General features: G+C 64.7%; 26 protein-coding genes. 8 read left to right on the top strand and 18 right to left on the bottom strand.

The genetic code is table 11. From position 1 onward, the window contains the following. Window positions 1–27 precede the first annotated feature (27 nt). From AC0L2J_RS04720 to AC0L2J_RS04690, 7 genes are all read right to left on the bottom strand, one after another. On the bottom strand, window positions 28–891 hold the full coding sequence (locus tag AC0L2J_RS04720) for a metal ABC transporter solute-binding protein, Zn/Mn family (protein WP_473247306.1): 864 nt from the start codon (window positions 889–891) through the stop codon (window positions 28–30). A gap of 5 nt (window positions 892–896) precedes the next feature. Next, the gene (locus tag AC0L2J_RS04715; protein ID WP_007615191.1) at window positions 897–1,766 is read right to left on the bottom strand and encodes a metal ABC transporter permease; all 870 of its coding nucleotides are present in this window, start codon (window positions 1,764–1,766) and stop codon (window positions 897–899) included. 6 nt (window positions 1,767–1,772) lie between these two features. Then, window positions 1,773–2,528 carry a metal ABC transporter ATP-binding protein gene (locus tag AC0L2J_RS04710; RefSeq protein ID WP_473387488.1) on the bottom strand — a complete coding sequence of 252 codons (756 nt, stop codon included), beginning with the start codon at window positions 2,526–2,528 and terminating at the stop codon, window positions 1,773–1,775. A gap of 2 nt (window positions 2,529–2,530) precedes the next feature. Next, entirely contained in the window at window positions 2,531–2,779 is a 249-nt protein-coding gene (locus tag AC0L2J_RS04705; RefSeq protein WP_007615194.1) for a hypothetical protein, read from the bottom strand. 43 nt (window positions 2,780–2,822) lie between these two features. After that, complete coding sequence (locus AC0L2J_RS04700; protein WP_007615196.1) at window positions 2,823–3,323, bottom strand: hypothetical protein; 501 nt, start codon at window positions 3,321–3,323, stop codon at window positions 2,823–2,825. After that, window positions 3,320–3,931, bottom strand: coding sequence for a permease (locus AC0L2J_RS04695; protein ID WP_473387486.1), 612 nt, complete (start codon window positions 3,929–3,931; stop codon window positions 3,320–3,322). The genes AC0L2J_RS04700 and AC0L2J_RS04695 overlap by 4 nt, the downstream gene beginning before the upstream one ends. Window positions 3,932–4,115: 184 nt before the next feature. After that, a complete protein-coding gene (locus AC0L2J_RS04690; RefSeq protein WP_007615200.1) occupies window positions 4,116–4,712 on the bottom strand; it encodes a superoxide dismutase in 597 nt (198 codons plus the stop codon). A gap of 238 nt (window positions 4,713–4,950) precedes the next feature. On the opposite strand from AC0L2J_RS04690, the gene AC0L2J_RS04685 reads away from it, so the two are divergent. From AC0L2J_RS04685 to AC0L2J_RS04675, 3 genes are all read left to right on the top strand, one after another. Then, on the top strand, window positions 4,951–5,478 hold the full coding sequence (locus AC0L2J_RS04685; protein WP_007615202.1) for a GNAT family N-acetyltransferase: 528 nt from the start codon (window positions 4,951–4,953) through the stop codon (window positions 5,476–5,478). 82 nt (window positions 5,479–5,560) lie between these two features. Next, a complete protein-coding gene (locus tag AC0L2J_RS04680; protein WP_473387485.1) occupies window positions 5,561–6,946 on the top strand; it encodes an MATE family efflux transporter in 1,386 nt (461 codons plus the stop codon). 107 nt (window positions 6,947–7,053) lie between these two features. Beyond that, the gene (locus AC0L2J_RS04675; RefSeq protein ID WP_088931444.1) at window positions 7,054–7,488 is read left to right on the top strand and encodes a DUF2147 domain-containing protein; all 435 of its coding nucleotides are present in this window, start codon (window positions 7,054–7,056) and stop codon (window positions 7,486–7,488) included. 4 nt (window positions 7,489–7,492) lie between these two features. On the opposite strand, the gene AC0L2J_RS04670 is transcribed toward AC0L2J_RS04675, so the two are convergent. Continuing rightward, window positions 7,493–8,632: a DUF3095 domain-containing protein gene (locus tag AC0L2J_RS04670; RefSeq protein WP_473387483.1), complete on the bottom strand. Its 1,140-nt coding sequence runs from the start codon at window positions 8,630–8,632 to the stop codon at window positions 7,493–7,495. Between the two features lie 221 nt (window positions 8,633–8,853). Here AC0L2J_RS04670 and AC0L2J_RS04665 point away from each other — a divergent pair, with 221 nt between their 5' ends. Beyond that, a complete protein-coding gene (locus AC0L2J_RS04665; protein ID WP_473387481.1) occupies window positions 8,854–9,231 on the top strand; it encodes a ribbon-helix-helix domain-containing protein in 378 nt (125 codons plus the stop codon). 4 nt (window positions 9,232–9,235) lie between these two features. Here AC0L2J_RS04665 and AC0L2J_RS04660 read toward each other — a convergent pair whose 3' ends face one another. The 5 genes from AC0L2J_RS04660 to AC0L2J_RS04640 all read right to left on the bottom strand — a co-directional run bounded on the left by AC0L2J_RS04660 (window position 9,236) and on the right by AC0L2J_RS04640 (window position 13,863). Beyond that, on the bottom strand, window positions 9,236–9,451 hold the full coding sequence (locus AC0L2J_RS04660; RefSeq protein WP_007615211.1) for a hypothetical protein: 216 nt from the start codon (window positions 9,449–9,451) through the stop codon (window positions 9,236–9,238). Window positions 9,452–9,577: 126 nt separating this feature from the next. Next, window positions 9,578–10,300 carry an SDR family NAD(P)-dependent oxidoreductase gene (locus AC0L2J_RS04655; RefSeq protein ID WP_007615213.1) on the bottom strand — a complete coding sequence of 241 codons (723 nt, stop codon included), beginning with the start codon at window positions 10,298–10,300 and terminating at the stop codon, window positions 9,578–9,580. Continuing rightward, window positions 10,293–11,675 carry a class I adenylate-forming enzyme family protein gene (locus AC0L2J_RS04650; protein WP_063994062.1) on the bottom strand — a complete coding sequence of 461 codons (1,383 nt, stop codon included), beginning with the start codon at window positions 11,673–11,675 and terminating at the stop codon, window positions 10,293–10,295. Before AC0L2J_RS04650 ends, AC0L2J_RS04655 begins: the two co-directional genes overlap by 8 nt. Next, a complete protein-coding gene (locus AC0L2J_RS04645) occupies window positions 11,662–11,907 on the bottom strand; it encodes an acyl carrier protein (RefSeq protein WP_007597226.1) in 246 nt (81 codons plus the stop codon). Before AC0L2J_RS04645 ends, AC0L2J_RS04650 begins: the two co-directional genes overlap by 14 nt. 141 nt (window positions 11,908–12,048) lie before the next feature. Continuing rightward, window positions 12,049–13,863, bottom strand: a complete 1,815-nt coding sequence (locus AC0L2J_RS04640; RefSeq protein WP_473387479.1) for a long-chain-acyl-CoA synthetase — start codon at window positions 13,861–13,863, stop codon at window positions 12,049–12,051. A gap of 119 nt (window positions 13,864–13,982) precedes the next feature. On the opposite strand from AC0L2J_RS04640, the gene AC0L2J_RS04635 reads away from it, so the two are divergent. Continuing rightward, complete coding sequence (locus AC0L2J_RS04635) at window positions 13,983–14,672, top strand: Bug family tripartite tricarboxylate transporter substrate binding protein (RefSeq protein ID WP_473387477.1); 690 nt, start codon at window positions 13,983–13,985, stop codon at window positions 14,670–14,672. A 68-nt stretch (window positions 14,673–14,740) separates the two neighbouring features. On the opposite strand, the gene AC0L2J_RS04630 is transcribed toward AC0L2J_RS04635, so the two are convergent. The 3 genes from AC0L2J_RS04630 to AC0L2J_RS04620 form a co-directional block, all read right to left on the bottom strand. Then, the gene (locus tag AC0L2J_RS04630; RefSeq protein WP_473387476.1) at window positions 14,741–15,022 is read right to left on the bottom strand and encodes a DUF3551 domain-containing protein; all 282 of its coding nucleotides are present in this window, start codon (window positions 15,020–15,022) and stop codon (window positions 14,741–14,743) included. Between the two features lie 241 nt (window positions 15,023–15,263). After that, window positions 15,264–17,141, bottom strand: coding sequence for a molecular chaperone HtpG (htpG, locus tag AC0L2J_RS04625; protein ID WP_473387474.1), 1,878 nt, complete (start codon window positions 17,139–17,141; stop codon window positions 15,264–15,266). A gap of 123 nt (window positions 17,142–17,264) precedes the next feature. Then, entirely contained in the window at window positions 17,265–17,468 is a 204-nt protein-coding gene (locus tag AC0L2J_RS04620) for a hypothetical protein (RefSeq protein WP_473387473.1), read from the bottom strand. Between the two features lie 69 nt (window positions 17,469–17,537). On the opposite strand from AC0L2J_RS04620, the gene AC0L2J_RS04615 reads away from it, so the two are divergent. Then, window positions 17,538–17,684 (top strand): pentapeptide repeat-containing protein, encoded by a 147-nt coding sequence (locus AC0L2J_RS04615; RefSeq protein ID WP_473387471.1) that lies wholly within the window; start codon window positions 17,538–17,540, stop codon window positions 17,682–17,684. Between the two features lie 272 nt (window positions 17,685–17,956). Here the strand turns inward: AC0L2J_RS04615 and AC0L2J_RS04610 are convergent, their stop codons facing one another. Beyond that, the gene (locus AC0L2J_RS04610; protein ID WP_473387469.1) at window positions 17,957–18,556 is read right to left on the bottom strand and encodes a nuclear transport factor 2 family protein; all 600 of its coding nucleotides are present in this window, start codon (window positions 18,554–18,556) and stop codon (window positions 17,957–17,959) included. 158 nt (window positions 18,557–18,714) lie between these two features. Then, window positions 18,715–19,521 carry a response regulator gene (locus AC0L2J_RS04605; RefSeq protein ID WP_007597237.1) on the bottom strand — a complete coding sequence of 269 codons (807 nt, stop codon included), beginning with the start codon at window positions 19,519–19,521 and terminating at the stop codon, window positions 18,715–18,717. A gap of 221 nt (window positions 19,522–19,742) precedes the next feature. Between AC0L2J_RS04605 and AC0L2J_RS04600 the strand changes: the two genes are divergently transcribed. Together AC0L2J_RS04600 and AC0L2J_RS04595 are read left to right on the top strand one after the other, a co-directional pair. Continuing rightward, complete coding sequence (locus AC0L2J_RS04600) at window positions 19,743–19,973, top strand: NepR family anti-sigma factor (RefSeq protein ID WP_007615241.1); 231 nt, start codon at window positions 19,743–19,745, stop codon at window positions 19,971–19,973. After that, the gene (locus tag AC0L2J_RS04595; RefSeq protein ID WP_007597240.1) at window positions 19,973–20,521 is read left to right on the top strand and encodes a sigma-70 family RNA polymerase sigma factor; all 549 of its coding nucleotides are present in this window, start codon (window positions 19,973–19,975) and stop codon (window positions 20,519–20,521) included. The genes AC0L2J_RS04600 and AC0L2J_RS04595 overlap by 1 nt, the downstream gene beginning before the upstream one ends. Window positions 20,522–20,650: the final 129 nt, after the last annotated feature.

Raw genomic sequence — 20,650 nt, 5'->3', positions numbered from 1 at the left:
GCGAGGCGGGGCGGGGTGGCCCCTGCCCTAGTGGTCAAGCGCGCTGGTCAGGGCCTTTATATTGTGCCTGACCATATCAATGTAAGTGGGTGCAGGCCCCTTTTCGCCGGTCAAACCGTCCGAAATCAGGGTCCCGCCGACTTTTGAGCCGGTCTCCGCCGCGATCCGCCGGATCAGCCGGTCGTCGCTGATATTTTCCAGGAACACGGCTGGTATTTTTTGAGCCTTGATCTGGCCGATGATGGTGGCGATGTCCCGCGCGCTGGGCTCGGTTTCCGTGGAGACGCCCAAGGGCGCGATGAACTGGACGCCGTATTCGGCGGCAAAATAACCGAAGGCGTCATGGGTCGAGATCACCTTGCGCCGCTCTTGCGGGATCTTGGCCACGGCCTCGCGGACCTCGCGGTCGAGCGTTTCGAGCCTTTCCAGATAGGCCTTGGCCTTGGCGCGGAAGAACTCCGCATCATCAGGGTCGGCCGCAGCTAGCGCATTGGCGATGTCGGTGACGTAGACCTTCGCGTTGGGGACGGACTGCCAGCCATGCGGGTCTGCGGCAGAGCCGAGCTTGAGCGGCGCGATGCCGGCGCTCGCGGTGATCACCTGCGCCTTGCTGCCCGAGGACTGCACGAGGCGCGGCAGCCAACCCTCGAGACCAAGTCCGTTGACGACGACCAGCCTTGCGTCCGCGATCCGCTTCGCATCGCTTGGCGCGGGCGTGTAGACGTGGACGTCGCTGTCGGCCCCGACCAGCGTCGTCAGATTGATCCGGTCGCCGCCGACATTGCGGACGAAATCGGCGAGAATCGAGAAGCTCGCGACGACCTTGAGCTGCTCTGCGCCATGCAGCGGCGAGGCAATCAGCAAAAGCACACAAAGTAGGATGCGCCGCATCGCTGTCACGCTTCCAGATGCCGGCCGGGAAATAGTTGCCTGACGACACCGCCGACCCGACCGAACAGGACGGAGACGGTGTAGAGCGCGCTCGCCACCAGAATGATCGCAGGGCCCGACGGCACACGGGTCTGGAACGACAGCACGAGACCTGCATAGCCGGAGACGGCGGCAGCGACGACCGCGATGCAGATCATGACGGTGAGATCGCGCGACCAGAACCGCGCGATGCCGGCCGGGAGGATCATCAGACCGACCGCGAGCAGCGTGCCGAGCGCCTGAAAGCCGTTGACGAGGTTGATCACGACCAGCGCGAGGAAAGCCAGATGCGCAGGCCCGCCAGCCCGACTCACGGTGCGCAAGAACAAGGGATCGACGCTCTCGATCACCAGCGGCCGGTAGATCACGGCGAGCACCAGCAACGTCACCGTGGCGTTGAAGGCGACGACCAGCAGCGTCTGGTCGTCCATCGCGAGAATATTGCCGAACAGCACGTGCAGCAGGTCGATGTTGGTGCCCTTGATCGAGACGATAGTCACGCCCAGCGCCAGCGAGGCCAGATAGAAGGTCGCCAGCGAGGCATCCTCCTTCAGCCCGGTCGAGCGCGCGACGAGACCTGCGAGGATCGCGACGGTAAAACCTGCGATCAGGCCACCGGCCGTCATCGCGAACAGATTGAGACCCGAGAGCAGGAAACCGACAGCGGCGCCGGGGAGGATTGCATGCGCCATGGCGTCGCCGACCAGGCTCATCCGCCGCAACATCAGGAACACGCCGATCGGCGCCCCCGCGAGCGACAGCGCGATGACGGCCGCGAGCGCACGTCGCATGAACTCGAATTCGGTGAACGGGCCGATCAGCGCGTCATAGAGCATCGGATATCAAGCCGCACGTGAGCGGGCATCATCGGCCGAGCAGGCGGCGGCGCTGTCGTCGAAGGCTTCGCACATCCTCATTGCGACCATCAGATTTTCCGGCGTCAGCACTTCCGCCGTCGGCCCCCACGCCACGGGCCCGCGCGCCAGCACCAGCGTCTCGCTGAAATGGGTGCGCACCATCTCCATGTCGTGCAGTGCGGCGAGCACGGTGCGGCCCTCGCCATGCCAGTGCTTCACCAGCGCCAGCAGATCGGCCGTGGTCTTGCTGTCGATGGCGTTGAAGGGCTCGTCGAGTACGATCAGCCGGGCGTCCTGGAGCAGCACGCGCGCGAACAGCACGCGCTGCATCTGGCCGCCCGAGAGTGTGCCGATCGGGCGGTTTTCGAAACCGTTGAGCCCAACGGAAGCGATCGCGCGGAGGATCTTTTCGCGCGCCGCCTTGCCGATGCCGCCGAACAGGCCGGTCCCACGCCACAGCCCGGTGGCAACGAAGTCCAGCACCGAGATAGGGAAGCTGCGGTCGATCTCCGCACTCTGCGGCAGATAGGCGATATCGCGGCTGTCGAGCCCGCCGATATGGATGCTGCCGTCGAGCGGCTTGAGGATGCCGACGATGCCCCGCAGCAGCGTCGACTTGCCGGCGCCGTTCGGGCCGATCACGGCCAGCAGCGCGCCCGGCGCGACCTCCCCGTTGAGGTGGTGCACGGCCGGATGGCGGTCATAGCCGAGCGTAACGTTGTGGAAATGCAGCGCCACCATGGTCACCTCATCGCCAGGAAGACCACGCCCCAGAGCACGGCGCAGACCGCGAGCGCGGCCGCGAGGCGGGCGGCCATCGTCATGCGCAGGATCGACCAATGCGCCGCCTGAGCCGGATGCGGAGAGGCCGCATCGTGGACATGGGCGTGGGTGTTATGCGCGTGGGTGTGATCGTGTCCATGCGAATGCCCGTGGTCATTGGAATGGCCATGATGGTCGTGATGATGGGCTGGGGACGCGGCGGGAACCATGTCGGAACGTTATATTATAACGTTACCCCTGTCCACGCCGGGCTCAGGGCTTGCCGATCACCATGGCGATGGCGGCGGCGACGAACGGGAACGGCACCGAGACTGCGCAGCGGAACCAGACGAAACGGGCCGGCATGAACGGAATTTCCCACAAAATTACCCGTTGGAAGGCAAACAGCGCCCAGGCGACGACATAGGCAACCACCTGCGGCACCCCACCGCCTGATTTCAGCGCCACCGTACCGATGGAGAAGCCGATCACCGGGCCGCCGGGCGTCGCGGCCCCGGCGATCACGGCCGTCGCGACCCCGAGCCAGCCGCTGTCCGGGCCGAGCCAGCCGCTGATCACCTCCTGCGGGATGATGGCGGCGATGTAGCCGGAGCCGATCACCCCCAGCGCGATCCGCGGCACGATGTTGATGAAGTCCATCGAGCCTTCGCGCAGCGAGGCCTTGAACACCGGTGGGCCGCGGCGAAAGGCGATCAGGCCGACGCCGAACACAGAGCCCCACAACAGGATGTCGATCAGAAGCGCGGCGCTCAATTCTCGTCGTCCTTGATGGCCGGCTTCGGATAAAGCCGGACATAGACGAAGCGGCCGAGCGCGCCTGCGAGCACCGGCAACGGCAGCGAGATGACAATGCGCCACAACGTGAAGTCGGTCCCCATGATCGGGATTTCCCAGGCCACTGCCCGGCCATAGCCGATCAGGGTCCAGCTCACGACCATGGCGATGGTGGCACCGAAATCGGCGCCGACCGCGAGCAGCGCACTCGCCACGGGATAGGCGGTGAAGGGACCGCCGGGCAGGATCGCGCCGAAGGCGGTGCCGATCAGAAGGCCTTTCAGGCCCGATTTCGGCCCGAGCGCGCGCGAGACTTTCTCGTGCGGCAGGATCTCGGAGATGAACGCACCGAGCAGGCAGCCGGCCAGCACGCGCGGCAGGATGCCGCTGAACAGCGAGAGATCGTGGGTCAGGATGTCGAGAACACCGTCGGTGCCGTCACGCCGCCAGACCAGACCCGCGCTCACCGCCACCAGCGCCGCGATGATGATGGTCGACCAGCCGATCGGCTTGCGCACGCGACCCGGCCGCGGCTCGGAGTCCGCGTCCTCGGCGGGCGCCGGGTCTTTCGGGGAGGGTTCTGACAACGGGCGCGTTCGGCTCGAGGGTGATGCCCGTCCTGATTAAGGGCGCCGCAGATGCGATGCAAACAGTACGATGACGGGAGCGATGCGCACGTCGCGCAGGGCCATGCGGGCGAAGTGCGAATTCCGCACAGCAAAAAGGCGGCCGCACGAGCGACCGCCTTTCGCTATTCCGATGAGGCTTAACTCAGGCCTTGTCGAACAGGGACTCGACGTATTCCCAGTTCACGAGGTTCTCGACAAACGCCTTCAGATAGTCGGGACGGCGGTTGCGATAGTCGATGTAGTAGGAGTGCTCCCAGACGTCGCAGCCGAGGATCGGGGTGGCGCCGTGCACCAGCGGATTCTCGCCGTTCGGGGTCTTGGCAATCTCGAGCTTGCCGTTCTTGACCTGGAGCCAGCACCAACCGGAGCCGAACTGGCCGACGCCGGCCGCCTGGAAGTCCGTCTTGAACTTCTCGAACCCGCCGAGGTCCTCGTTGATCTTCTTCTCGATCTTGCCCGGCAGCTTGGTGCCGCCGCCATTGGGCTTCATCCAGCTCCAGAAATGGATGTGGTTGTAGTGCTGGCCGGCATTGTTGAACACCGCGGGGTTCTTGCCGAACGAGCCCTTGACGATCTCCTCAAGGGACTTGCCTTCCCATTCGGTGCCCTTGAGCGCGTTGTTGCCGTTGGTGACATAGGCCTGATGATGCTTGTCGTGGTGGAATTCGAGCGTTTCCTTCGACATGAATTGCCCGAGGGCGTCATAGGCGTAGGGGAGTGGGGGCAGCGTAAAGGTCATGGGTGTTGTCCGCGACTGATGGGGGAACGAGACTTAACGGTCACCCCTTATAGAAGGTTCCGTGGCCGTTAAATACCGCGAATTTTCCAAAAGGCATGGTACGGCGGCTTGGCCGGATTGCATAAAATCGCCGCAAGGATGTCGGGCGTTTCAAGCGGGCCGTAAAATATCATTGCCTTTGAGATGCTTATGGCAGAACGAAACGCACCGGCGGCGCGGAGATGCGAAAGAGAGAGCGATGAGCATCGAGATCGACATTTTGAACGGCGACGCCTCTTGGCGAATGGCGCAGCCGCTGCATCAGGCGGTCTTCGGACCTGATATCGTCGCGAAGCAGCCTTGGGCTCACGTCAAATGGGCCAATGCCGACCTGCGCGTGCTGATCGAGACGCCCGAGGATGGTCTCGTCTGCCATGTCGGCATCTATTTCCGTACCGTCACCTGGAACGGGCAGAAGGTTCACATCGGCGGCATCGGCGGCGTCTGCACGCGGGAGGACCGGCGCGGCCGCGGCTATGCGACCATGGCGATCGACGCCGCGGTGCATACCATGCGCGCCAACGAGGCGGTCCGCTTCGCACTGCTGTTCTGTGAGCCGCACAATGTCGCGTTCTACGAGGCCCGCAGCTGGCTCCCCTTCAAGGGCGAGGTCTATTGCGAGCAGCCGGAGGGGCGGATCCGCTTCACCCACATGGCGCCCTATGTCTGCAACATCGTCAGCGCGCCGACGCTGGGCACTATCGACCTCTGCGGCCTGCCTTGGTGAGCCCTGCGTGAAGCGAGGCTGGCGCCGGCGCCGCACGCCCTGTAATATGTCGATCATCATCCAATATTCCGCGCGGTGACACATGACGATCGACGCCTCCCTGGACGCCGTGCCGCCGCCTGCCCCGGTCGCCTCCCCCATCGCCAGCTTGCTGACGGCACCGATCCTGCCGACACTGCTGCGGCTTGCGATCCCCAACATGATCGCGATGGTCGGCAGCACGCTGGTCGCGATTGCCGAGACCTCCTATATCGGCCGGCTCGGCACCATCCCGCTCGCAGCGATCGCGCTGGTGTTTCCGTTCGCCATGCTGACGCAGATGATGAGCGCGGGCGCGATGGGCGGCGGCGTCTCGTCTGCGATCAGCCGCGCGCTCGGCGCAGGCGATCGGACCCGTGCGGGGACGCTGGCGCTGCACGCCGCCATCATCGGCCTCTGCGGCGGGCTTTTCTTCACGGTGACCATGCTCGTCTTCGGCCGCTCGTTCTTCATGCTGCTGGGCGGGCGCGAGCGTGTACTCGAGGAAGCCAGCGGCTATTCGCAAATGCTGTTCTCCGGCGCGGTCGCGATCTGGCTCGTCAACACGCTGGCCTCGGTGATCCGCGGCACCGGCGACATGCGTCTGCCCTCGATGGCGCTGATCGGGACGAGCGTGCTCCAGATCGCGCTCGGCGGCACGCTGGGGCTTGGCCTGTTCGGCGTGCCGCAATTCGGCATGCCCGGTGTCGCCGCCGGTCAGTTGATCGCGTTCACCTGCGCTGCGATCTTTTTCCTCTGGTATCTCTGGTCCGGCCGCAGCCGGCTGCCGCTGGACTTCCGCGCCTTCCATTTCGATCGCGCGCTGTTCTTCGACATCCTCAAGGTCGGCGCGGTCGCCTGCCTGTCGCCGCTCCAGACCGTGCTCACCATTTTGATCTTCACCAAGATCCTGGCGACCTTCGGCACCGAGATGCTGGCAGGTTATGGCATCGGCTCGCGACTGGAATTCTTGCTGATCCCGATCACCTTCGCCTTCGGCATCGCATCGGTGCCGATGGTCGGCATGGCGATGGGCGCCGGCCAGGTGAAGCGCGCGCGGCGCGTGGCCTGGACCGCGGCCGCGGCCTCGGGAATCACGGTCGGCCTGATCGGCCTCGTCATCGCGCTCGATCCGTCACTGTGGGTTTCGCTCTTCACCAGGGATCCCGGCGTCGCCGCCGCCGCGCACAGCTATTTCCACTGGGCAGGCCCGACCTTCGTGTTCTTCGGCATGGGCGTATCGCTGTATTTCTCCTCGCAGGGCGCGGCGCGGGTCGGCGGTCCCGTGCTCGCCTCCACCGCGCGGCTTCTGATCGTCGCGATCGGCGGCGGCACCCTCATGATGGCGCAGGCTCCAGCCTGGACCCTGTTCGCCCTGGTCGGCGGCGCCATGATGGTGTTCGGGCTGTCGACCGCAGGTTCGGTCGCCTTGGTGCGCTGGGGCAAATGAGCGCAGGTCATTGCACGCAGGCAAATAAACGCAGGAATGTGATTCCATCCAGCGTTGCACTGTCCTGCTAGGCTGCTATGGAGGCGCTCCACTTCGGGGCTCTCTCCATGACTTCCAGATTCGCTGCTCTCATTGTCCTTCTGGCTGCGCTCCTCGGCGCGACTGCCGCCCATGCGCAGAGCGCCGACGGGACCTGGCTGACCCAGGCCGGCGATGCCCGCGTCAAGATCAGCAAATGCGGCAGCGGCATCTGCGGCAATGTCGTCTGGCTGCGTGAACCCCACGACACCGCGACCGGCCAGCCCGCCTCCGACAGCAAGAATCCCAATCCCGCCCTCGCCAGGCGCCCGATGATCGGCTTGCCATTGTTCAGCGGCATGCAGCCTTCAGGGCCGAACAAATGGTCGGGCCAGATCTACAATGCCGACGACGGCAGCACCTATGCGAGCAGCGTTACGGTGACATCAGCGGATTCGCTGCGGGTCGAAGGCTGCGTCGGCGCGCTCTGCGGCGGCGAGACCTGGACGCGGGCGGGGCGCTAGCGCTTCACGCCGTCATCGCCTTCAGCGCCGTCGCCGCCGAGGCGTAGCCGCCCCGCGCCCCGTCGATGAAATGGACGTGGTCGCTGCGGAGCGCCGACGGAGTGAAGCAGGTCATCATCGCAGCGTCCTGCTGATAGAGGCCGTAACGTACGATGCCGTCGCGCGCGGCAGTCGCGAGGCGATCGCTGAGGGCGCGTTCGAGCTCGGGCGTACAGTCGAGGATCATGCGCAGGCCGTCGTCATATTTTCGGAAATCGGAGTTCTCCACGACCTGCCGTGTATAGAGCTTCGGCACGAAGCCGCCGACCTTGAGATCGAAGCGCATGATCAGATAGACGAAAAGCGTGTAGGCCAGCACGCTGGTGCGGCGTGCGAGCAACGGACCTCCGCGCTTGGTGCGCGCCTCATATTCCAGCCCCTGTGGCGGCCATGTCAGCGGCGGCCCTTGTGGCGGCACGGGCCGACCGGCATCCGGACTGCGCTCGACGAGATGGATGATGTCCTCGATCACGTTGCGGAATACCGAGGGATCGGCGCCCTGGGCCGGCATCACCAGCACGGACAGGATCAGGCCACGCGCCGCCGGAATCACCTCGAAGCGGCAGGACAGGCCGGAGAGATCGGGCTGCGTGCCCGCGGGCGCTTCGGGTATCGCAAACTCGCCGCGCTTCATCGCAGCGTCCGCCCAGGCGAGCCCGCCGCCCGAAAACATCGCGTAGGACAAATTGGCCGACGGACCGAAGCGCGCGACGCGCACGTCGAAGCCCTGCGCGCGAATGGCGCTCACCGGCACCAGCGCGACGCGCATCCGCAAGTCGAGATCTTCCCGGACCCAGGTCGCGGTCGCAGCCAAAGCCTCGCGGGCCAGTTCGAGATCATTGGGCGCGACCGCAAAACTCGCGCCGTCGCCGCCGAACACAAAGGGAAATTCGCGTCCCTCCAATGCGTTGGTCACGGCCGCGATCACGGCGGCACCGGCCATGTTCACAGCCTTGTAGCGCTGCGCCGCGATAGCCTTGGTCGAATCCACGATGTCGGCAACGCCGACGCTCCAGTCGTCGGGCAGCGGCGAATACAAAGCGGGGTCCATCAGGCTGGTGAAGCCGCGAAAGACCGGAATGCCGCTATAGAACGCTGATGTCATCGGATGATGCCGGATGGTTGGGACGCACGTCCAAAGAGACATACGTAGAAGAATCGGTTCGGGTTCGCCCCGCGCCCTTGCAACCATTGGCCGAAATGGACCGGGACAACAAGATGAAGGCGCGCTGCAATCCCACAGAAGGTCATTGATCGGCATCAAACAGCTGCGCGCAAATGGCGTCTAGTCTCGATGATCTGACATGGTAGCGAGGGAAGATCGACGTGTCCGACTCCGACAGGAAGGACCCCATCGCTCCGGTAAGCCGGCGCACTGGGCGTGATCCGATCAGCGCGGTGAAGATGCCGGAAAGCCTGACCGCCGCCGTCGATAGTTGGGCCGAAACCCATCACCTGTCGCGCTCGGATGCCATCCGTCAGCTGGTCGAGCTGGGCCTGAAGGTCGCGCCCCCGGCACTCCCGCCAGGGCACCCGCTCGCTTCGGATGCCACCAGGATCGAAAAGCTTGCGGTGCATGAACTCGAGGGACTGCTCGATCCTGCCCTGTCTGAAGACGAACGCGAGCGCCGGATCCGCCGCCTCACCGACGGCCCGCCGGAGTTCTCACACGAACGGATTGACCTGCCGAAGCACCAGACCTGAATGTCTAGTGCAGCTTCTCGTCCTGACGCTTGCGCAGCGCGGATGAGGGTACGTCGTGGCAACCGACCAGACGCACGAATTTCTGCGGATACATTTCGTGACCGTGGTCACCGGAATTTTGGTGAGACATCGGCTCGCAGTGAACGGGCTGGCAGTGAACGTCGCTTTGCTGTGCGCAAGATGGCTTTGCCGACGCCTTGTCCAGGCTCGAAGCGGTCATGGACTGCTCCCTATCGATTAGGGCAGATCGATTGACGTAAACCCAACCGATTGCGCGGCATCTTACGACCAAATCCGGATGATGTCATTGCGCCGGATCAATGCAATTGTGGCGACGGAGTTCCGGTTACGCCGTGTTGCCCGCGTCGACCGTAAACACGGTACCCGTCACATTGCGGCCGCCCTCTCCCAGCAAATATTCCACCATCCGCGCGACGTCGTCGGTCTCCGGCAGGCGGCGCAGCGCGCTGCGGCCAGCGATGCGCTTGCGGCTGTCGTCGGACAGGTTGTGCGTCAGCTCGGTGTCGATGAAACCGGGCGCGATCGCGTTCACGGTGATCCCGAGCTTGCCGACCTCGCGCGCGAGCGAACGGGTGAAGCCGGTAGCGGCGGCTTTGGTCGCACCGTAAACGGAGAGGCCGTTATAGCCGGTCGTCGCAATGATCGAGGAGATGTTGATGATGCGGCCGGCGCCGTCGGCCATCATCTGGCGCGCCACATATTTGGTGAGAATGATCGGCGACAGCACGTTGAGCTGAACCAGCGCCTCGATCTCGGAATTGTGCATGGTCGCCAGCAGGCCTTCGGTGCCGAGGCCGGCATTGTTGACGAGGCCGTAGATCGGGCCGAATTCATCGCGCACGAGTTTTGCGAAAGCGGGAATCGCATCGATCACGGCGAGGTCGCAGGCGCGGAAATGCAGGCGCCCCTCCGACCCGGCAATCGCCGCCTTGAGCTCGTCGCTCTCGCGCCGCGCCGCCGCGATCACGTTGTAGCCGCCATCAACAAGCCGCTGGCCGATCGCAAGGCCGATGCCGCGGCTACCACCCGTGACGAGAACATTATGCATCGGTGCGCGCCAGTTTGCCGGCCGGGGTGACGTCGAGCGCCTCGACGAAGCGGATCACCGCCGGCACTTTGTGGGACGCGAGCTGCGCGCGGCACTGATCCAGGATCTGGTCGCGGATCTCTTTCGCGCGCGCCGGATCGGTGCCGTCGGCGAGGATCACGTCGGCGACGACGATGCCGCCGGTGATCGGGCTCCTGCGTGACTTCGCCCGCGACATCCGCACGTCGGGATGACGGTTGATCACCGCCTCGATCTCTTCGGGGTGAACCTTCAGCCCACCGATATTGATGATGCCGCCGCGGCGGCCGACGAAATAGTAGCGGTCGCCACGCAATTCGACGATATCGCCGCTATCGACATACCCGTCTGCATCGGTGAGCGCAGCCGCGTCGCGGCCGATATAGGCGTGCGCCGTGCGCGTCGAGCGGATACGTAGCGAGCCGTCGACGACCTTCATTTCGACGCCGTTGCGGTTGCCGAGATAGTCCGCCGGAAAGCCTTCCAGCCCGTCATTGACGGCAAAGCCGACGCCGGCCTCGGTCGATGCATAGGCATGACCAACGGAGGAATTCGGGAACGCCGCTTTCAGGCCGTCCAGCACCGCCTGGTCGGCGATCTCGCCGGAGAGGCGGACGTAACGCGGCGCGAATTGCGCGACCGAGCCGCTCATCAACAGCTTGCGCCAGTGCGAGGGCGTGCCGGAGATGTGGGAGACGCCGCGCGCGTTCAGCCGCGTAACGTGATCGCCGAGCGCCTCATGCGGATCGGATAGCACCATCGAACCGCCGGAGAGGACGGCGCGGAGGAATATCTGCAGGCCGCCATAGCGGCGGATGTCGTAGAACGTCGCCCATACCGGCGCGGGTCCGCGCGCCGGGCCTTCGGCGACGATGGCGCCGGTGAGTGCTTCCAGTGTATGGCCGACGATTTTCGGCACGCCCGACGTGCCCGAAGTCAGCATCAGCCATTCCGTGGCGCGTTCGGTCCTGGCCGGTGCGGTGGCCTGAAGCGGCAGTTGTGCGGTGACGACCAGCGGCACGCCAGTCTCTGCCCAGCAATCGGGCTCGTCGGTGATGACGGCATCGACCTCGGCATCCGCCATCAGCGTGTCGAGATGCGCGGGGTTGAGATCGGGCGGACACAGCAGCATGCGGCGGGCAACACCGTCGAGCTCGATCATGGCAAGGCCCGATCGGAGCTGGTCGGACACTTTCAGCAGCACCGCGCGCCCGGACAGCTCGCCCAGGCGGCCACCCAGGACCGTCTGCGACAGGATATCGGTCAGCGACACGACATGGTGCGCATCCGACAGAGCGCGGCCCGTCAGCTCCGCGCCGAGATGGTCGCGAAGCGCAAAGATCTCACGCGGGGACATTTTCGTAGGCCCGCACGAAATCGCCCACGGTGGCGGGGAACGCTGCGTCCTCGGAGATGGTGAAGGGGTCGACGCCGGTCTCGTCCTCGAGGCGCGCCACCAGGATGGCGAAGGCGAGCGAGTCGAAGCCCGTCTCGTGCAGGGACAGATCGTCCGAGAGCGCGGGAAGCGCGACGTGCTGCTCCTTGGCGATCTGCTGGATCGCTTCAATGACCTTAGACCGTACCGACATGGCTGGCTCGCTTCTGTTGTCGTTCGTGTTGCGGCGGTTCTTGATGACCGCCTCCCTTGGCCACCCGTTTACCCGACAGAAGTAAATGGCTTCTTGGACAATTCGGATAAAATTGGACCTATCTGGCGAATTTTCGCGCGGCTAGAGCCTGATCGTACCCTCGTTGATTTGCGCATACGTCTCCGCGTCCAGCGCGACATAGGCGCCGGTGTTCGGGTCCAGCATGAACAGCGGATCGGAGACCGCGCCCGGATCAAATCCCTCGCGCGCGAGCCCGCCCTTTTTCTGCTTGAAGGTCTCGGTCGCATCGAGCTCGCGCGAGATGCGTATGAAGACGGGGTGAGCATAGGCCGGCAGGCGCTGTGCGAAATGGGCGGGCAGCGCCTCGACGGCAAAGCCCTCGTTCACCACGATCGCGCTCATGCCGGCGCGCCCATCGGTGCCGGGGATGCTGACGCCGTAGGTGGTGGCATCGATCACGCCGGTGAAATCGCGCACGGCGTCGTTGACCTCCGAGGTCGCGACGTTCTCGCCCTTCCAGCGAAAGGTGTCGCCGATGCGGTCGACGAAGTGGAAGAAGCCCTTCTCGTCGAGCCGCATCAGATCGCCGGTGCGAAACCAGGAATCGCCCTTGGCAAAGACATCGCGCAGGATCTTCTTCTCGGTCTCGCTCGCCTCGGTGTAGCCCTCGAAGCGACCGCCGCCCTCATCCGCCGTGCCGATGCGGCCTATGGCTTCGCCGGCCTCGCCACGCGCGCAGGCGATACAAAATCCCCCTGCATTGCGCAGCGGCGCGCCGTTATCGGGGTCGAGCTTGACGAGACCGGCAGGGAAACGATGCGCGAGCAGCGGCGGAATGCGGCCGATCGCGCCGGGCTGGCCCTCGACGTTGAACAGCGAGAAATTGCCTTCCGTCGCCGCGTAGAATTCGAGGATGCGCGGAATGGCGAAACGCCCCTGAAAATCGTCCCAGATGTCACCGCGAAGGCCGTTGCCGCAGACGATTCGCAGGCGATGCCGGTTCTCGTATTCCGAGGGCGGCGCCTTGAGCAGGTAGCGGCAGAGCTCGCCGATATACTGAAACAACGTGCAGTCGTGGCGCACGATGTCGGGCCAGAAATTCGAGGCTGAGAATTTTTCCGCGATCACCACCGAGCCGCCGGCAGCGAGCATGCTGCATGGTGCGACGATGCCGCCGACCGAGTGGAACAGCGGCAAGCAATCGTAGAGCCGATCCTGCGGCGTCGCGCTGGTGAGGCCGGCGAACCAAAAGCCCCAATTGAGGATGCGGCGGTGGCTGATGCTGGCGGCCTTCGGAAGGCCGGTCGTCCCGGACGTGTAGATCAGCAGGGCCCTGTCGTCGATGGTGACGTCGCCACGCTCGTCCGGCGAAAGCGGCCCGTCACAGAGGGCGGCGAGCGCGACATCGATCGCGCGTTCGCTGCGGGCATCGGCATGGGTCCAGACCTTTGCTTCCGTTTTCAGGTGCGGCGACGCGCCATCCAGCGCATCCTTGAGCTCGTGCGCGACAATGATGTGAGCGGGCTTTGCTACTCCGATGCAATGCGCGAGCGACTGGCCGACGAGCTTGGTGTTGATCAGCGCGACCACGCCGCCGACCCGGCTGATGCCGAGCCAGGCTGCGACATAGTCGATGCCGTTCGGCATGATCAGCGCGACAGTGTCGCCCTTGGCCACACCGGCCGAGCGCGCCCACCGCGCGTAACGATTGATGCGTTTCGAGAGCCCCTCATAGTCGAGGCTCGCGTCATCGGTGGCCAGCGCAATGCGATCGGGCTGGCGCTGCGCCCAATCATCGACGACGTCGGCGAACAGCCGGCCCGGCAACGTCTCGATCCGTGCGGTGAGCTCGATCGCCTTCAGCCAGATTTTCGAAGCCGAAGGTGCACGCGCAGCTTTCGGTTGCTCGATGACGCCGGTTGTCATGCCGTTCATTCTTTCGGAACGTGTCTGCTGGTTCCCGGCAGCTTAACTCGCACGCCCTGCCCAGGAGTTAAGAGACAAGGTAAACCGGGTTAGTGGGTGATTAACTCTAGTCATCCCTTACCAAACCGGTGGGATCGGCGTGCGCGGTGACCTCGACCGCGAACGCCATCAACGCCTCGTTCGACCCGGCGCTGCCGTATGATTTCGCCAAGGGCATCGCGCCGGTCGCCGGCCTCGCGCGAATTCCGCTGGTGCTGGTCGTCAACAACGACCTGCCGGTGACCAACGTCGCCGACTTCATCGCCTACGCCGAGGCCAATCCCGGCAAGATGTCGATCGCCTCTTCCGGCATCGGCACCTCGCTGCATCTCTCCGGCGTGCAGTTCACCCACGTGCCCTATCGCGGCTCGGCTCCCGGATTGACCGACGTGATGAGCGGCCAGATCCAGGGCATGTTCGACAACGTCACTTCATCCTTCGAGCTCGTGCGCGCCGGCAAGCTGCGCGCGCTCGGCGTCACCACGCGCGAGCGCTCGGAGATTCTGCCGGACGTGCCATCGATCGCGGACACGCTCACCGGCTACGAGACGAGTTCGTTCTACGGTGTCAGCGCTCCGCACGACACGTCGCGCGAGATCGTCGACCTGCTCAATCGCGAAATCGCCGCCGCGCTGTCCGATGCGGAGATCAAGTCCCGCATCGCCGGGCTCGGCGCGATCCCATTGCACGGCAACGCCAACGCCTTCGGCGGCATGCTGACCGCAGAAACCGAGCGCTGGCGGAAAGTGGTAGAGCTGTCTGGGATCAAGAAGGAATAGCGCGCGGCATCTGCCCGCAAGGTGGGCCAAGGCTCGGCCATGAGAACCGCACCGGCAGTCGCCTACCGCTACTGTTGCACCTTCTTGTGACGCCGGCGGGGCGGCACCGGTTCGTTGAAGGCGTAATAGGGATTGAGGTCGCAGGTCGCGGCAAGCCCCGATGCCGTGGCACGACATTGCGGCAACGAAGTGAAGGTGCAGTCAAAGTAGTCACCGCCCCCACCCCCCAAACCGCCGCCGGTGTAGCGGTGCATGCATACGGGATAGGCCGGATCGTACCGCTGCGCGCCGGCATCCGCTGCGCCCAGCAGCGTGAAGATCGCAGTGAGGGTCAGGAACGGCAGGCGCATGGAGAAATCCTCGAATCGGTAACTGCGGCGAAGTCGATGCCGACGGCTTGATATGACACAACATCTCGGCGCACGCGACTGTTCCTAAGGACAGATGACGGCAAGTTGAGGTGCGGCTCGCGTGACGCACATAACCGCTCGGCGCTGTTCGCGAGCATCGCGACAGATTTCGTTTCTGACAACCTCCTCCCCCGCAAAGGGGAAGGAGCGCAATGTGAGATGATTCGCCGTTTACGGGCTGCTATCCGCCGAGCCCATCCAACACCAGCCGGTTCAGCCGCGCAGCAAAAGCGGCGGGGTCTTCCGGCAGCTCGCCGTCCAGGATCTGCGCCTGTTCGAGCAGGAGCAGGCTGAGATCGTCAACGGTCTTGGAGCCGGCCTGAGCCTTCGTGATCGCCGTCACCAGCGCATGGCGCAGGTTGATCTCTAGGATCGGCTTGGTGCGCATGCCACGGTTCTGCTGAGACAGGATGCGCTCGAGCTCGCGGCTCGGGCCCTGGCTGTCGGCGACGAGGCAGGACGCGGAGCTGGTAAGACGCGTCGAGGCCTTGACGTCGCTGACGCGCTCGCCGAGCGCGGCCTTGATCACCGCGATGGTGGCGGCCTCGTCGGCGGCCGGCTCGTCCTCTTTCGCCTCGTCGGTCTCGTCGACGCGCGGGATCAGGTCGAGATTGAGATCGCCCTGGCTCAGCGACTTCAGCGGCTTGCCGTCGAACTCCGAGGGCATCGAGGTCCAGAAGGCGTCGACGGGATCGGACAGCAGCAGAACTTCGATGCCGCGCGCAGTCGCCGCCTCGAGTCGGGGGTTCGACTTCAGCCGGTCGATGCTGTCGCCGACGAGATAATAGATCTCGGTCTGGTTCGGCTTGAAATCGGCGATAACGTCCTTGAGCGAGCGCTTCTCGCCCGAGGTCGTGGTGAAACGCGACAGCGCGAGCAGCTTTTCGCGGCGCTCGAAATCCTCGTAGATGCCTTCCTTCAGCACCGCGCCGAAGGCCTCCCAGATCTTCGCGAAGTTCTCCGGATCCTTCTCCGCAAGGCTTTCGAGCTCGGACAGCACGCGGGTCGCCACGGCCTTGCGGATCTGCGCGAGCTGCGGATTGTTCTGAAGCATCTCGCGGGAGATGTTGAGCGGGAGATCCTCGCTGTCGACGACGCCGCGGATGAAGCGGAGGTAGCCCGGCAGCAGATCGGCATCGTCGGTGATGAACACGCGGCGGACGTAGAGCTTGACGCGCCCCTTGCGGTTCGGCTCGAACAGGTCGAACGGCTTGGTCGAGGGCGCGAACAGCAGCACGGCGTAGGAGTAACGCCCCTCCGCGCGGTAATGCAGCGTCATCGCGGGATCGTCGAAGGCGGAGGCGATCTGGTGATAGGCCTTCTTGTAGTCTTCCGGCGTGAGCTCGGATTTCGAGCGCTGCCACAGCGCGCTCGCAGAATTGATCTGACGCGGTTCACCCTCTTCCGGCACGAGCTCGATGGGGAAGAGGATGTTGTCGGAATAAGCGCCGACGATGCGCTCGATCTCGTAAGCTTCGAGATATTTCTTCGCATCGTCCTTGAGGTGCAGGACGATTTCGGTGCCGCGCTGCACGCGGCCCGCATCCTCCTCGCTGGCACGCGCGATCTCGAAGCCCGAGCCACCCGAGGACGTCCAGGTCCAGACGTCGCTCTCGCCGGCGCGGCGGCTGACCACGACGATCTTGTCGGCGACCATGAAGGCGGAATAGAAGCCGACGCCGAATTGGCCGATCAGGCCGAGACCATCCTTGGCTTCCTTGAGCTTCGACACGAAGGCCTTGGTGCCGGAGCGAGCGATGGTGCCGAGGTGGTCGATCAGCTCCTGCCGCTCCATGCCGATGCCATTGTCGGAGATCGCAAGCGTTCCGGCCGTCTTGTTCGGAATGATCCGGATCTTGAGCGCGTCGCCGTCGCCCAGCAGCGCGGGAGTAGCGATGGCCTCATAGCGCAGCTTGTCGCAGGCGTCCGATGCGTTGGAGACGAGCTCGCGCAGGAAGATATCGGTCTCGGAATAGACGGAGTGCACCATCAGGTGCAGAAGCTCGGAAACCTCGGCCTGGAAGGGCTGCGTATGCACAGCCGTGTCTGACGTCGTCATGCGTTTACCCGGTCAATCGAAAGGGGAAGAAACCCGGGATATAACGCGAGGAGGCAGGGGATCAAGTGGACGCAAGCAATCGCCCTCCCGGCGGAGGGCGAGTTTGTCCGTGGCAAATGCCGATCAGGTCACGCAGCGGCCGGGCTGGAGCAGTTTTGCGACCTCGGTCAGGGAGCTGACCATCGGCTCGCAGGCGATCGTCGGCTTTTTGCGGCTCTGCTTCCGGTCCGGGAGCAGCACCGGCGGCTTGGCGTTACCGGTCTCAATCACCGCGGGGACCCGCAGCAGCACCGACGTGTCGGCCAGATCGTTCAGCCGCATCGACACGGTACGGGTCGGAACCTCAGCCTGCTTGATGTCGGCCAGCCGGTCGGTTTTGCTGGAGCGATTGACGTTATGGCCCGGCTTGTCCGCGACCGCCTGCCAGCGGTCGGCCAGATCATGGCCGGAGGCCAGCTGCACGGCGCCGACCTGGACGGCGCCGACCTGGACGGCGCCGACCTGGACGGCGCCAAGCGTCGCGGCGATCGCGACGGCGCCTAAAAATACCTTTTGAAACTGTGACATGGCTGTCGGTCCCTCGCCCCATGGCGATCGCGGGAACAACGCGAGCAGAGGACCCAGAGTTCTCAGTCGCTAAGATCACTTAACCGTGTGCGAAAAAGGATGGCCCCACGAAAAATTTCGCAGCCGCCTGGAACGACTTTCGCGGACGGGAGTCGTCTCAACAGCCGGCTATTCCCCCCTGCCCCATAAGCCGGCGACGTAGGGCGCGACTGTGGTGATGCCAGTCGCGCCTTACTTTTGTCTGGAGTTCAGTTCGCTTTCCCCGCCAGCCACTCCCGCCCCTCCCCATAGAGCTTTTCGACCTCGGGCCCGGTGAGGCCGGGCATGTCGCGCTTGACCTTGTAGCCGATCAGCTCCTGCATGTAGGCGAGGTGGCGGTAGCCTTCGGGCAGCGCGGCGAGGGCTTTCTGGTCGAGCTGAAGTGTCGCGGCGGGGTCGACCGGGTCGATCCGATCCTTCTCGTAGATCGGCTGGCGGCGGACGATGCCCCATTTTCCCTGCCGCTTCTCCAGGAAATCGTAGAAGCGCCCGGTGCAGACGACGTCGCAGGGCACGTCGTGCACCGGCGCGCGCTGCGAGATGGTCATCTTGGTCTGGGCGATGGCGCGCGCCCCCTCGAGGTCGATGCTGCAGCCGCCGAGGAAATGCAGGATACGCACGCCCTTGGCGAACCCCTCCTGGCTGACCCGCATGAAATCCCGCGCCGGTCCCTGAAACCAGGTGGCGGACATCCAGCCCTCTTCGTGCCAGACGGTGGCAAAGCGCTGCCAGTCGCCGGCATCGCGCCACACCGCCCAGTTCTCGACGAGGTCGCGGATGGCGAGGCGGTCGAGGAGTTGCTGGTCCATGAACGCGTCTCCTGGCGCTGCGGCCGCAACGGCCGCCGCACGAGGTATGAGCGGCGAATTCGATGGCCGTCAAGCGTGGCAACCGGATTAACGAAAATCCGGCGCACCTTGCGGTACGCCGGATCGGATTTCGTCAAATGCCGGGCGCAGGCGCTTCCTTACGCCGCCGGTACTTTCGGGGCGCGGTTGCGGGAGTTGCGCTGGAAGAACAGCGCCTGGCTCGCCACCGCCGACACCATCGCCGGCTGGAACGGTTTCGAGATCAGGAAGGCGGGCTCCGGTCGTTCGCCGGTAAGGAAGCGTTCCGGGTACGCGGTGATGAACACCACCGGCACCTCGAAGGTGCGGAGCAGCTCGTTGACGGCGTCGAGGCCCGACGAACCGTCGGCGAGCTGGATGTCGGCGAGGATCAGGCCGGGTCGCTTGTTCTTGGCCAAGGCGACCGCATCGGCGTGGGTGCGGGCGACACCGACGACATTGTGGCCGAGGTTCTTCACCAAGCTCTCGAGATCCATGGCGATGAAGGTCTCATCCTCGATGATCAGCACGTCGGTGGCGATCTCGGCGGCCATCTCGCGCCCTGCGGCATCTGCAAGCCGGCGCGTCTCGCCGACGTCGGTGCCGAGAATGTAGCCGACCTCTTCCTCCGAAAAGCCCTCGAGCGAGAGCAGCAGGAAGGCTTGCCGCGGCAACGGCGTGATGTTGGACAGCCGTCGCTCCGGCGGCATCGGCAGGTTCGTCACCTCCGAATCGTCGTTGACGGAAACGGAATTCCAGATCTGGGTGAACAGCCGGAACAGGCCGGCGCGCGGCCCGTGGCTCTCGTCGAGCACCGACGGATCTCCCAGCATGGCTTCCAACATGGCTGCGACATAGGCGTCACCGGAGGACTGGCTGCCCGTCAGGGCGCGTGCGTACCGGCGCAATAACGGCAAGTGTTCAGCAACAAGCTGTGAACGGGACATCCCCACTCCATATCATTTTCGGGCCGACCTTGACGTGCAGGCGTTAGGCGGGGGGCCCGGGTTCCCCTGCTGGGCTGATTACGCCTCAGCCTGAGAAAAGTTCCGCATCGGGGCGGAACTTTTTCTCGCAGCTCGCATTGAGCCTATCCAGGGAACGGCTCCCGGTTGAGAGAACTTCTCGATTTTACAGTTACTTAACTCGGGGAAACGTGGAACAGGTCATGAAAGATCTCAAGTCTCAAGCCAGCAAAAGCACGACCCCCGGCAAGGGAGGGCTCACTCCGGAGATCCAGTCCCGGATCGGGCACCAGCTGCGCGCCATGTACGACGACGTGGTGCGGCAGGGGGTTCCGGACCGGTTCGCGGAACTGATCAAGAAACTTGATGCGCCGGGAGCGGTACCCCAAGTGGAAAATGGTGGCGGCTCTAACGACAACAATGGGAGGGATTAATGCCTCTCACGGACTCCCTGCGTAACGACATCCTGGCGGCCGTGCCCAGTCTGCGCGCGTTCGCCATCTCGCTCAGCGGCAATGCCGATCGCGCCGACGATTTGGTCCAGGAGACGCTGTTGCGCGCGCTCGCCAACATCGACTCGTTCCAGCCCGGCTCCAATCTGCCTGCATGGCTGTTCACGATCCTGCGCAACCTGTTCCGCTCCGATTATCGCAAGCGGCGGCGGGAAGTCGAGGATGCCGAAGGCAACTATGCCAAGACGCTGAAGACGCAGCCCTCGCAGAACGCCCATCTCGAGTTCGAGGAATTCCGCACGGCGCTCGACAAGCTTCCGCAGGACCAGCGTGAAGCGCTGATCCTCGTCGGCGCCTCCGGCTTCTCCTATGAGGATGCGGCTTCGATCTGCGGCTGCGCAGTCGGCACGATCAAGAGCCGCGTCAACCGCGCGCGCTCCAAGCTCGCGGCGCTGCTCTATGTCGACGGCGCGGAGGATTTCGGGCCCGACGAGACCATTCGCGCCGTGATCGGCGGCAGCGGCGGCTGACGGCCGGCGTCAATCGGATTGAGACCGTGATGAAGGCGGGCCCGTGCGCGGGCCGGGTGGGCCCGCGGTGCGAAAAAAGGGCGGCACAGGGTTGGGGGGGGGCGGGGGGGGGGAGGTTTAGAGGGGCCC

The sequence above is a fragment of the Bradyrhizobium sp. MV1.5 genome (assembly GCF_055807615.1).
The sequence above is the reverse complement of the archived record's forward strand: the minus strand, read 5'-3'. Positions and strand labels throughout refer to the sequence as shown.